We start from the raw sequence: 11898 nt of genomic DNA on the forward strand, positions 1-11898 counted from the left end.
GGCGGATCAGCCCGCCAGCCCCTGCAGTTCGAAGGCTGCCAGCGGTTGCTCATGGCCGCGGATCTGCAGCAGCCGGCGCAGGCCGGTACGGAATCGGTCCAGTCCTTCATCACCGAGGGCCGCCTCGCTGGCCAGGCTCTGGCCAGCCGGGGCCAGCTCGCACAGGCGTGCTGCCACGTTGGGCACATCCCCCACCAGCTCGAATCGGCCCAGTTCCAGGTCGCCATCGCGCAACAGCACCGGGCCGCTGTGCAGGCCGCTGTGCAGGCTCAGCGGTTCGTCCAGGCCCGGCACTTCCAGGCTGCGCAGGGCCTCGTGCAAGGCCAGTGCCGCCTTGGCCGCACGCAGGCCGTCGTCGGTGCGCGGCTCCGGGTGGCCGAAGATCGCCAGCAGGCCGTCGCCCTGCAACCGGACCACCTGCCCGCCATGGGCGCGCACCTGCTCACGCGCCAGTTGGCGCCAACGGCACAGCAGCTCGGCGTAGCGCTCGACGTCAAGCTGCGCGCCCAGTCGCGTGGAACCGGACAGATCGGCAAACAGCACGCTGAGCTGGCTCAGCTGGCCGTGCCGCGGGCCGGCCCTGTCGCCGGCCTCGACCCGTGATTCATGCATGTCAGGACTCCTTGGCGGATCCCTGCCGGCACGGGTCGGCCGGCGGGACCTGATACGACTTCGCCGCGCCCCAGCGCGCGACCATCCCGACTTGGAGACGAAGAACTGAAAAAGCTCAGGTGCGGTTCAGAAATGGATGCCGCGCATCATCTGCTGCAGGGCGATGGCCTCGGCCGAGAGCTGCGGCTTGCCGCCCTTGTCGCCCTTGGCCGCGTCGCTGTCCGGGAACATGCGGAAGCTGGTGTTCATCACGATCTGGGCCACGCGTGGCACCAGGGCATGCATCAGCTCGCCGGTGATGCCCAGGCGCGTGGCGATGCGCACCGGCTTGTTGATACAGGCCTGGGCGATCATGTCGGCCGCCTCCTCCGGCGCCAGCGTCGGCACGTTGTTGTAGATCTTGGTGGGCGCAATCATCGGCGTGCGCACCAGCGGCATATTGATGGTCGTGAAGGTGATGCCCAGGTCGGCGTACTCGCTGGAGGCGCAGCGGGTCCAGGCATCCAGCGCGGCCTTGGAGGCCACATAGGCCGAGAAGCGCGGCGCATTGGTCAGGACGCCGATGGAGCTGATGTTGACCACATGGCCCTTGCGCTTGGCCACCATGCCGGGCAGCAGGCCCATGGTCACGCGCAGGCAGCCGAAGTAGTTCAGCTGCATGGTGCGCTCGTAGTCGTGGAAGCGGTCGTAGCTGGACTCGATGGCGCGGCGGATCGAGCGGCCGGCGTTGTTGATCAGGAAATCGACGCCGCCGAAGTTCTCGTTGATCCAGGCCACCATCTCGGCGCAGCTCTGCTCGTTGGCGATGTCGGCCGAGAAGCTGTGGACTTGCGCGTCCTTGCCCGCGGCCGCCTTGATCTCCTTGACCGCCTCGGCCAGCTTGGCTTCGTCGCGTGCACAGATCAGTGTGATCGCGCCCGCCTCGGCGAACTTGATCGCTGCCGCCAGGCCAATGCCGGACGAGCCGCCGGTCACCAGCACCACCTTGCCGCCGCAGGTGCCCTTGAGGCTGCGGTCGATCAGCAGGGCCGGATCGAGGTGGCGCTCCCAGTAGTCCCAGAGCTTCCAGGCGTAGTCATTGAGGTTCGGGCATTCGATGCCGGAACCCTTGAGCGCGGCCGTGGTCTCGCGGCAGTCGAAGCGGGTCGGGTAGTTGATGAAGTGGAACAGGTCCTCGGGCAGGCCCAGGTCCTTCATCACCGCGTTGCGGATGCGGCGCACCGGCGCCAGGGCCATCATGCCCTTCTTGACGCTCTTGGGAATGAAGCCCAGCAGGGCCGCATTGACGAACAGGCTCATCTTGGGCGCATGGGCCGCCTTGCTGAAGATGTCCAGCACGTCGCCGACGCGGTAGCCCACCGGATCCACCAGATGGAAGCAGCCGCCGCTCTTGCGCTGCTGGTGGCTGATGTGGTCCAGCGCATCGACGATGAAGTCCACCGGCACGATGTTGACGCGGCCGCCTTCCAGCCCGATGGAGGGCATCCAGGGCGGCAGGATCTGGCGCAGGCGCTGGATCGGCTTGAAGAAGTAGTAGGGACCGTCGACCTTGTCCATCTCGCCGGTGCGCGAGTCGCCGACCACCATGGCGGGTCGGTAGACGGTCCAGGGCTTCTTGCACTCCTTGCGCACGATCTTCTCGCTCTCGTGCTTGGTCATGAAGTACGGGTGGTCCAGGCCTTCGGCCTCGTCGAACATGTCCTCGCGAAACACGCCTTCGTACAGGCCGGCGGCGGCGATGGACGAGACATGGTGGACATGGCCGGCATCGACCGCCTGGGCAAATTCGACCAGGGCCCGCGTGCCCTCGATATTGGTCTGGACCTGGCTTTCCTCGTCGGCCTTCAGGTCGTAGACCGCGGCCAGGTGATACACATGGTCGATCGTGCCCTTCAGCGCCTTGATCTGGTCGGCGGCCACGCCCAGCTTCTTGGCCGTCAGGTCGCCGAACACCGCAATGGCGCGGGTCTTGCTCGCGCCCCAGAACTCCAGCAGCTCGGGCAGCTTGTCGCGGCTCTCCTCGCGCAGCAGGAAGTAGACCGTGCTGCCTCGCCGTGCGAGCAGCTTCTTGACCAGGCGCTTGCCGATGAAGCCGGTGGCTCCGGTGACGAAGTACTGCATGCTTGTCTCCATATCGTCGAGGGGTTTGAGGACCATTCTTGTCCAAGCGCCGTGGCGCCCTGCTGCGCGCTTACCCGGATGCGCTGTGCGCACGGCGGGCCTAGGCGAGCGGCCTAGGTAGAGCGCACTCACTAGGTTTTGCAGGTGCTAAGCGCCGGGAGGCCGGCCTATAGTGAGCCGGTCCGCGGTGTTTGTTAGTGATAGCGCGGCCCTCCTCGTTCCCACCCCAACGACAAAGGACACCCTGATCATGGTCAAGAAGCTTCAGAAGATGGCAGCCAAGCAAAAGGCCACCGCCTCCAACGGCGCCTTCGCCGGCCTGCCGGCCGGTCTGCTGGAAGGCCAGATCGGCCAGGCGGTCAAGGACTCGGCCCAGCAGATCTGGGCCGCCGGCCTGGGTGCTTTCGCCAAGGCCCAGGGCGAAGGCGGCAAGGTCTTCGAGGCCCTGGTCAGCGAAGGCATGAAGCTGCAGAAGAAGACTCAGTCGGCCGCCGAGCAGAAGCTGTCCGCCATGACCAGCAAGGTCAGCGGCATGGCCGGCGACGTCGGCGCCAAGGCCGGCCAGCACTGGGACAAGCTGGAAAGCATCTTTGAAGAGCGCGTGGCCCAGGCCCTCAAGCGCCTGGGCGTGCCCACGGCCAAGGAAGTCGAGGCCCTGATCGAGCGCATCGACGCGCTGAGCAAGGCCGTCGGCGTGCCGGTCAAGAAGGCCGCTCCCGCCAAGAAGGCCGCCCCGGCCAAGAAGGCGGCGCCCGCTGCCAAGAAGCCTGCAGGCAAGGCCGCCCCGGCCAAGAAGGCAGCCCCCGCCAAGAAGGCCCCGGCCCGCAAGCCGGCCGCCAAGAAGGCGACTCCGGCCACCCCGGCCTGATCGTCCCCTGCTGGAGACGGCTGAAGCATGAAGACAGCCTCCCCGCGCCGCGCCCGCGTGGCGCTGGCGCTGGCCGGCGGCGGTCCGCTGGGCGCGATCTACGAGATCGGCGCCCTGTGCGCGCTCGAAGAAGTCCTGTCCGGCTTCGAGTTCAAGGACTGCGACGGCTTCATTGGCGTCAGCGCCGGCGGCTTCATCGCCGCGGGCCTGGCCAATGGCCTCAGCCCGCGCCAGCTCTGCGCCGCCTTCATCGAGAACAGCAGCGAGGCGCCGGACCGCTTCGACCCCGCCCTGCTGCTGCGCCCGGCCTGGGACGAATACCGGCGCCGCCTCAAGCGCCTGCCAGGCCTGCTGGCCAAGGCGCTGTGGGAAGTCGGCGTCGAAGGCCGCTCACTGCTGGGCGCGCTGGAAAGGCTGGGCCCGGCCCTGCCGACCGGCCTGCTGTCGGGCGAGCCCATCGCCGAGCAATTGCGCGCCCAGTTCAGCCTGCCCGGCCGCACCGATGATTTCCGCCAGCTGAGGTCGCGCCTGGTCCTGGTCGCCACCGACCTGGACAGCGGCGCTGCCGTCCCCTTCGGCATGCCCGGCCATGACGAGGTGCCGATCTCGCGCGCCGTCCAGGCCAGCGCCGCCCTGCCGGGCCTGTTCCCGCCGGTGCGAATAGCCGGCCGCTACTACGTCGATGGCGCGCTCAAGAAGACCTTGCATGCCTCGGTGCTGCTGGCCCAGAAGCCCGAGCTGCTGATCTGCCTGAATCCGCTGGTGCCCTACCAGGCCGACGAGGGCGAGCAGATCCCGCCGCTGGTCGATGCCGGGCTGCCGGTGGTGATGTCGCAGACCTTCCGCTCGCTGATCCACTCGCGGCTGGAGCTGGGCATGAAGGGCTATGCCCGCAGCCATCCGGACACCGACATCCTGCTGTTCGAGCCCGACCCGCGCGATGCCGAGCTCTACATGGCCAACACCTTCAGCTATTCGCAGCGCCGCCGCCTTGCCGAGCATGCCTACCAGCAGACCCGCGCCATCCTGCGCCGCCAGTTCGCCGGCCTGAAGCCGCGCCTGGCCGCCCATGGCCTGAAGCTGGACGAGGCCGTGCTGTTCGACGCCGACCGCCAATTGCTGGCACCGGTCCGGCCGGAAAGCTCGCTGGAACAGCGCAGCCGGGCTGCGATCAAGCGTCTGGACGCGGCGCTGAGCCGGCTGGAAGCACGGCACGCGTGAAGCGCTTCACGACCGGCCCCAGGGACCCATCGGCCTGAGGGGGCAGGAATCCGGGGCCCGGTCCGGACAATCGCGGCTGTCGCGCATCCAGCGCCCAACCCTGGCTCCCCAAGCAATGAAAAAGTCCCTGGTCGTCGCTCTCTTGAGCGCCCCCCTGATGGCCCTGGCCGGCCCGATCAACCTGCTGAGCAACGGCAGTTTCGAAGCCACGCCGCAGGCCGCCGGCAGCTGGAGCCGCCAGGACAGCCTGCCGGGCTGGTTGGTGGGCAGCAACCAGGCCGAGCTGCGCAACGATGTGGTGGGCAAGGCCAGCAACGGCGTCAACTTCCTGGAACTGGACGTGGACCGCAACAGCCAGATCAGCCAGACCGTGGCGACCGTGCTGGGCCAGTGGTACGAGCTGAGCTTCGACTATTCCAACCGTGCCGGCGTGGCCGTGGCCAGCAATGGGCTGGGCTGGGGCGTGGCCGGCGTCAGCAGCCTGGCCCCGGTGCTGAGCTACAACGGCAGTGCCGACAACCAGTGGAGCCACTACAGCTACCGCTTCCAGGCCACCGGCAGCAGCAGCACGGTCAGCTTCTGGGCCCAGGGCACGAACGACAGCCTGGGCACTTCGCTGGACAACGTGGCCCTGAGCGCCGTGCCCGAGCCTCAGAGCTGGGCGCTTTTCGGCCTGGCGCTGGCCATCGCGGTCGCTTTCAGCCGTCGCCGCCGTTCGTGAACTGAATCACGGATGGCCCGGAACGCCCCCAGCAAGCGAGGGGATGAAATCCGGGCGATCCACGCCCACAATAGGCTCATGACGACAGCAACAGGCTGGGCGTCGTTGGAAGCGCAGCATTCGGCGGGTAGAGACAAAGAATGCGGCGCTTGGTACTGAGCAGTAAGCGTTTTGTTGTTGGATTGACGAAGATTGTTGGACATGAATTCGGGCGCAGCGGGCAACCGCCGCGCCCTTTCTTTTTGTCCCGCCCCGTCGTCAGTCGCCCAGGTAGCGCTGCCGCAGATGCGCCTTGAAATGCGCCGGGTTCAGCGGCTCCCCGCTGGCCCGCTGCACCAGCTCGGGCGTGGTCCAGCGGCTGCCCTGGGTCCAGATGCGCTCGCGCAGCCAGTCAAAAACCAGGCCCAGCTCGCCGGCGGCAATGCGCTGGTCCAGCCCGGGCGTCTCGCGCCGCATCGCGGCGAAGAACTGGGCGGCATACATGGCACCCAGCGTGTAGCAGGGGAAGTAGCCGAACAGGCCGGCGCCCCAGTGCACGTCCTGCATGCAGCCGTCCTTGTAGTTGCCGCGGGTGTCGAGGCCCAGCAGCTCCTGCATCCTGGCGTCCCACAGGGCCGGGATGTCCTCGCATTCGATGCGGCCCTCGATCAGCGGCCGCTCGATCTCGTAGCGCAGGATCACATGGGCCGGATAGGTGACCTCGTCGGCATCGACCCGGATGTAACCCGGTGCCACGCGGGTCAGCAGCCGCTGCAGATTGCCCGGCTCGAAGGCCGGCTGCTCGCCCAGGTGTCGGCCGACCAGCGGGCTCAACAGCCGGGCGAAGGCCGGATGGCTGCCCAGCTGCATCTCGAAGGACAGGCTCTGGCTCTCATGCAGGCCCATGGAGCGGGCCTCGGCAATGGGCAAGCCCAGCCAGTCGCGGCGCAGACCCTGCTCGTAGCGGCCATGGCCGGTCTCGTGGATGGTGCCCATCAGGGCCGGCAGGAAGCTGTCTTCGCGGTAGCGCGTGGTCATGCGCACGTCCTCGGGCACGCCGCCGCAGAACGGATGGGCGCTCTCGTCCAGCCGCCCGGCCTCGAAGTCGAATCCCAGCAGCTGCATCACCTCGTGGCCCAAAGCCTTCTGCGCCGCCTGCGTGAAAGGGCCGGTCGGCTCGATCACAGCCTCGGTGGCCTGGCGGGCCGTCACCTCGCGGATCAGGCCGGGCAGCCATTGGCGCAGCTCGCCGAACACGCGGTCGATCTCGCTGGAGCGCATGCCCGGCTCATAACGGTCGAGCAGCGCGTCATAGGGCGAGAGGCCGCTGCTCTGCGACAGCAGGCCGGCCTCTTCGCGCGCCAGGCGCACGACCTCGCGCAGGTTTTCCAGGTAGCCGGGCCAGTCGTTGGCCGGCCGCTGGCTGCGCCAGGCATGCTCGCAGCGCGAGTTGGCCAGCGACTTGGCCTCGACCAGCGAAGGCGGCAGCGCATTGCTGGCGCGCCAGACCCTCTGCATCTCGCGCAGGCTGGCCTGCTCCACCTCGCCCAGCGGCTCGGCCGCCGCCGCGCTCAGCAGGCCTTCCAGCGCCGGGTCGGTTGCCATCTCGTGCAGCAGACCGCCCATCTCCGCCAGAGCCAGCGAGCGGGCCTCGTTGCCCTTGGCCGGCATGTTGGCGCTCTGATCCCAGCTGGCGATGGCCTGCAGGTGATTGAGGCGGTAAAGGCGCTGGTGCCGACGGCACAGGTCAAGGTAGGCAGGGGTGCTGTTCATGGACTTATTGTGTGGGCCAGAGATGGAGCAGGACCAGGGTCATGCAGAGGTAGCGGGCGAACTTGCCTATCGCCATGTAGAGCACGCAGGGCCAGAACGGCAGGCGCAGCCAGCCGGCCACGGCGCACAGCGGATCGCCGACCAGCGGCAGCCAGGACAGCAGGCAGGCCTTGGCGCCGAAGCGGTGCAGCCAGGCCAGGGCGCGGGCCTCGGTCGGCTTGCGATGCAGGGCCCGCTCGGTCAGGCGTTCGGCACCGTAGCCCATCCACCAGGTCAGGGCGCCGCCCAAGGTATTGCCGACCGTGGCCACCAGCACCGCCGGCCAGAACAGCTCGGGCGAGAGCTTGACCAGGCCGAACACCGCCGGTTCCGAACCCAGGGGCAGCAAGGTGGCCGACACGAAGGCAATGACGAAGATGGCGCTCAGTCCGACCTTGGGCAGGGCCATCACCACCAGCAGCGCCTCCAGCTGCTGCATCAACCAGGCTTCCATGCCCTGCATTATCAGGACAAGCCCGGCTTGTTCCGGTCTTGAGGGCCATGCAAACTTGCCGCCGAAGATGCACGTTGGGAGCATCCACAAGCCCCGCACCGATTCGCTCGGAACAACAAATGCAGCGGGGCGCCAACCTGGGAATCGCCATGTATCGCAAGCAGCCTGTCAAGGCGCCCCGCAGAGGGCCCGGGCTCATCAAGGGCCTGGTCGGGTCGCTGAGCCTGGTGACCTCGCTCGCCGCGTTGCCTTCGGCCGCGCAGGCGCAGCCGCAGGCACCCGAAACCTGCAAGCAGTTGCTCGCCTCGGGCAACCCGCAATATCCGCCCTACCTGTGGCGCGATCCCGACGACGAGAACAAGCTGGTCGGCGCCAACGCCGACCTGATGCAGATGCTGGCCAAGGAGATCGGCATCCCCATCGACGTGCGCTACATAGGGCCCTGGGGCCGGGTGCAGGAAGAGACACGGGCCGGCCGCAACGACCTGATCGCCGGTGCCTTCTTCACGTTGCCGCGCACCGAGTACATGGACTACTTCCATCCGGCCTTCCGCGAAACCCGCTCGGTGGTCTGGACCCGCGACAACCAGCGCCTGAACTACCGCCGCTGGGCCGACCTGGCCTCGCTGCAGGGCGTCACGGTGATCAACAACAGCTTCGGCGAGGACTTCGATCGCTACGCACGCGACAACCTCAAGATCTCCACCGTCGCCAGCCTGGAGCAGGCGATCCAGATGCTGCAGAAGGGCCGGGCCGACTACCTGGTCTACGAGGACAGTCCCGGCGCGGCCTACCTGGCCAAGATGAACATCCTCGACCTCAAGTCGCTGAGCCCGGCCGTGGCCAACGAGAACCTGCACCTGACCCTGTCGCACAAGTCGGCCTGCAACACGCCCGAGCTGCGTGGCCGCATCACGCGGGCGGTCTACAAGCTGGCCCGCTCCAACGTGATGCAGGGCCTGATCGACAAGAACATCCAGCTCTGGCGCAAGCAGAACCAGTAGTCGCCGCTGCGGTGCAGGATTGCCGCCGGTGGGCACGGGCGGGGAAGGTATACTCCTGCCTCTTTTTTAGGCACCACCTTCCCCACGTCCTCCCATGCAGATCGGCCCCTACACGCTGCCGAACCGGTTGTTCGTCGCGCCCATGGCCGGGGTGACGGACCGGCCTTTCCGCATGCTGTGCAAGCGCCTCGGCGCCGGCTATGCGGTCAGCGAGATGGTGACCTCGCGCAAGGACCTGTGGAACAGCCTCAAGACCTCGCGCCGCGCCAACCATGAGGGCGAGAGCGCCCCCATCGCGGTGCAGATCGCCGGCACCGACGCGGCCATGATGGCCGAGGCCGCGGCCTACAACATTGAGCGCGGCGCCCAGATCATCGACATCAACATGGGCTGCCCGGCCAAGAAGGTCTGCAGCAAATGGGCCGGCTCGGCCCTGATGCAGGACGAGGCCCTGGCGCTGGAAATCGTCGCGGCCGTGGTCGAGGCCTGCGCGCCCAAGGGCGTGCCGGTCACGCTGAAGATGCGCACCGGCTGGTGCCAGGCCGAGAAGAATGCGCTCTCGATTGCCCGCGCCGCCCAGGACGCCGGCATCGCCCTGCTGACCATCCACGGCCGCACCCGCGAGCAGGGCTATGGCGGCGAGGCCGAGTACGACACGATTGCCGCGGTCAAGGCCGCGCTGAAGATACCCGTGGTCGCCAACGGCGACATCGCCACGCCCGAGAAGGCGGCCGAGGTGCTGCAGCGCACCGGCGCCGATGCGCTGATGATCGGCCGCGCCGCCCAAGGCCGGCCCTGGATCTTCCGCGAGATCGCCCATTACCTGGAGACCGGCCTTCACCTCGCGCCGCCCACGGTGGAAGAAGCCAGCCAGTGGCTGATCGAGCATCTGCACGACCACTACCAGCTCTATGGCGAGCTGACCGGCATGCGCAGTGCCCGCAAGCACATAGGCTGGGCGGTGCGCCAGCTGCCGGGCGGCGAGGACTTCCGCCGCCAGATGAATCTGCTGGAATCGAGCGCCGACCAGGTCAGCGCGCTGAGCGACTGGTTCGCCCAACTCGGCCGCGAACATGAGCGCCTCCCCTATCTCGCCGCGGACACCAGCGCCGCGGCCAACGACGAACAGCTGCTACTCGAAGCATGAGCCAACAAAAACACATCGAAGCCTGCGTGCGCGAGAACCTGGAAGCCTACTTCCACGACCTCGACGGCGAGGAACCGCATTCCATGCACGAGATGCTGATCAAGGTCGTGGAACGCCCGCTGCTGGAGGTCGTGATGGCCCATGCCAAGGGCAACCAGAGCAAGGCCGCCGAATGGCTGGGCATCAACCGCAACACCTTGCGGCGCAAGCTCAGCGACCACCAGATGCTGTGATGGCCTGAGCACTGCCGGACACCGAATTCACTGAAACCTCGAGAAGAGAACCATGTCTCAATTGACCGCCCTGATTTCCGTGTCCGACAAGACCGGCATCGTCGACTTCGCCAAGGAGCTGCATACGCTGAACGTGCGCCTGCTGTCCACCGGGGGCACCGCCAAGCTGCTGACGGACGCCGGCCTGCCGGTCACCGAGGTGGCCGAGCACACCGGCTTTCCCGAGATGCTGGACGGCCGCGTCAAGACCCTGCATCCGATGATCCACGGCGGCCTGCTGGCCCGCCGCGACCTGCCCGAGCACATGGCCGCCGCGTCCAAGCACGGCATCAGCATGATCGACATCCTGGCGGTCAACCTCTACCCGTTCGAGGCCACCGTGGCCAAGCCCGGCTGCACGCTGGAAGACGCCATAGAGAACATCGACATCGGCGGCCCGGCCATGGTGCGCAGCGCGGCCAAGAACTGGAAGGACGTCACCGTGCTGACCGACGCTTCGCAGTACGCCGGCGTGCTGGCCGAGCTGAAGAGCGCCGGCAAGACCTCGGACAAGACCCGCTTCGCCTGCTCGGTGGCCGCCTTCAACCGCATCGCCCAGTACGACGCCGCGATCAGCAACCACCTCAGCGCCCTGCAGGATGACGGCAGCCTGAGCGCCTACCCGGGCCAGATGAACAGCTGCTTCGTCAAGGTGCAGGACCTGCGCTACGGCGAGAACAGCCACCAGAGCGCTGCGCTGTACCGCGACCTCTACCCGGCCCCCGGCTCGCTGGTCACCGGCAAGCAGCTGCAGGGCAAGGAGCTGAGCTACAACAACATCGCCGATGCTGACGCGGCCTGGGAATGCGTGAAGAGCTTCGGGGCACCGGCCTGCGTCATCGTCAAGCATGCCAACCCCTGCGGAGTGGCCGTGGCGGCCAATGCGGCCGAGGCCTACAGCAAGGCCTTCAAGACCGACCCGACCAGCGCCTTCGGCGGCATCATCGCCTTCAACCGCGAGGTCGACCGCGCGGCGGCCGAGCTGGTGTCCAAGCAGTTCGTCGAAGTGCTGATGGCACCTTCGTTCAGCGCCGAGGCGCTGGAAGTCTTCAAGTCCAAGGTCAATGTGCGCCTGCTGCAGATCGCCCTGCCGCCGGGCGGCGACTCCGCCTGGCTGCAAGGCCGCAACCTGGGCGACAGCAAGCGCGTCGGCTCGGGCCTCTTGCTGCAGTCGGCCGACAACCATTTCCTGAAGCCGGCCGACCTCAAGATCGTCACTACGCTGCAGCCCTCGGCCCAGCAGCTGGACGACCTGATGTTCGCCTGGACCGTGGCCCAGTACGTCAAGAGCAATGCCATCGTCTTCTGCGGCGGCGGCATGACCCTGGGCGTGGGCGCCGGCCAGATGAGCCGCATCGACTCGGCCCGCATCGCCTCGATCAAGGCCGAGAACGCGAAGCTCGAGCTCAAGGGCTCGGTGGTCGCGTCGGACGCCTTCTTCCCGTTCCGCGACGGCCTGGACGTGCTGGCCGATGCCGGCGCCTCTTGCGTGATCCAGCCGGGCGGCTCCATGCGCGACGACGAGGTGATCGCCGCCGCCAACGAGCGCGGCATCGCCATGGTGTTCACCGGCGTGCGCCATTTCCGCCATTGAACCAATTCGCCACCAGCGAGCAAGCCCGGCCTGTGCCGGGCTTTTTCTTTGACGCCTGTCATCTGCGCGACTAGACGCAGCCCTCTAGCCCAG

General features: G+C 67.6%; 11 protein-coding genes. 7 read left to right on the top strand and 4 right to left on the bottom strand.

All coding sequences use genetic code 11. The features are described from left to right. Window positions 1-6 precede the first annotated feature (6 nt). Complete coding sequence (locus tag QT382_RS09265) at window positions 7-612, bottom strand: adenylate/guanylate cyclase domain-containing protein (protein ID WP_289253747.1); 606 nt, start codon at window positions 610-612, stop codon at window positions 7-9. 126 nt (window positions 613-738) lie between these two features. Further along, the gene (locus tag QT382_RS09270; RefSeq protein ID WP_289253748.1) at window positions 739-2733 is read right to left on the bottom strand and encodes an SDR family oxidoreductase; all 1995 of its coding nucleotides are present in this window, start codon (window positions 2731-2733) and stop codon (window positions 739-741) included. Between the two features lie 250 nt (window positions 2734-2983). On the opposite strand from QT382_RS09270, the gene QT382_RS09275 reads away from it, so the two are divergent. From QT382_RS09275 to QT382_RS09285, 3 genes are all read left to right on the top strand, one after another. Then, complete coding sequence (locus QT382_RS09275) at window positions 2984-3601, top strand: phasin family protein (protein ID WP_289253749.1); 618 nt, start codon at window positions 2984-2986, stop codon at window positions 3599-3601. 27 nt (window positions 3602-3628) lie between these two features. Further along, on the top strand, window positions 3629-4822 hold the full coding sequence (locus QT382_RS09280; RefSeq protein WP_289253750.1) for a patatin-like phospholipase family protein: 1194 nt from the start codon (window positions 3629-3631) through the stop codon (window positions 4820-4822). A gap of 115 nt (window positions 4823-4937) precedes the next feature. Beyond that, window positions 4938-5543: a DUF642 domain-containing protein gene (locus tag QT382_RS09285; RefSeq protein ID WP_289253751.1), complete on the top strand. Its 606-nt coding sequence runs from the start codon at window positions 4938-4940 to the stop codon at window positions 5541-5543. 258 nt (window positions 5544-5801) lie between these two features. On the opposite strand, the gene QT382_RS09290 is transcribed toward QT382_RS09285, so the two are convergent. Both QT382_RS09290 and QT382_RS09295 read right to left on the bottom strand, forming a co-directional pair. Then, the gene (locus QT382_RS09290) at window positions 5802-7295 is read right to left on the bottom strand and encodes a carboxypeptidase M32 (RefSeq protein ID WP_289253752.1); all 1494 of its coding nucleotides are present in this window, start codon (window positions 7293-7295) and stop codon (window positions 5802-5804) included. 4 nt (window positions 7296-7299) lie between these two features. Further along, window positions 7300-7788 (bottom strand): YqaA family protein, encoded by a 489-nt coding sequence (locus QT382_RS09295; protein WP_289253753.1) that lies wholly within the window; start codon window positions 7786-7788, stop codon window positions 7300-7302. A 149-nt stretch (window positions 7789-7937) separates the two neighbouring features. Here QT382_RS09295 and QT382_RS09300 point away from each other — a divergent pair, with 149 nt between their 5' ends. From QT382_RS09300 to purH, 4 genes are all read left to right on the top strand, one after another. Further along, window positions 7938-8792: a substrate-binding periplasmic protein gene (locus QT382_RS09300; RefSeq protein WP_289253754.1), complete on the top strand. Its 855-nt coding sequence runs from the start codon at window positions 7938-7940 to the stop codon at window positions 8790-8792. A gap of 94 nt (window positions 8793-8886) precedes the next feature. Further along, entirely contained in the window at window positions 8887-9939 is a 1053-nt protein-coding gene (gene dusB / locus QT382_RS09305) for a tRNA dihydrouridine synthase DusB (protein ID WP_289253755.1), read from the top strand. Beyond that, window positions 9936-10172, top strand: coding sequence for a helix-turn-helix domain-containing protein (locus tag QT382_RS09310; RefSeq protein WP_289253756.1), 237 nt, complete (start codon window positions 9936-9938; stop codon window positions 10170-10172). Before dusB ends, QT382_RS09310 begins: the two co-directional genes overlap by 4 nt. A gap of 52 nt (window positions 10173-10224) precedes the next feature. Further along, window positions 10225-11805, top strand: coding sequence for a bifunctional phosphoribosylaminoimidazolecarboxamide formyltransferase/IMP cyclohydrolase (gene purH / locus QT382_RS09315; RefSeq protein ID WP_289253757.1), 1581 nt, complete (start codon window positions 10225-10227; stop codon window positions 11803-11805). Window positions 11806-11898 lie beyond the last annotated feature (93 nt).

This window comes from Pelomonas sp. SE-A7 (assembly GCF_030345705.1).
In the GTDB taxonomy this organism is placed as follows: domain Bacteria; phylum Pseudomonadota; class Gammaproteobacteria; order Burkholderiales; family Burkholderiaceae_C; genus JAUASW01.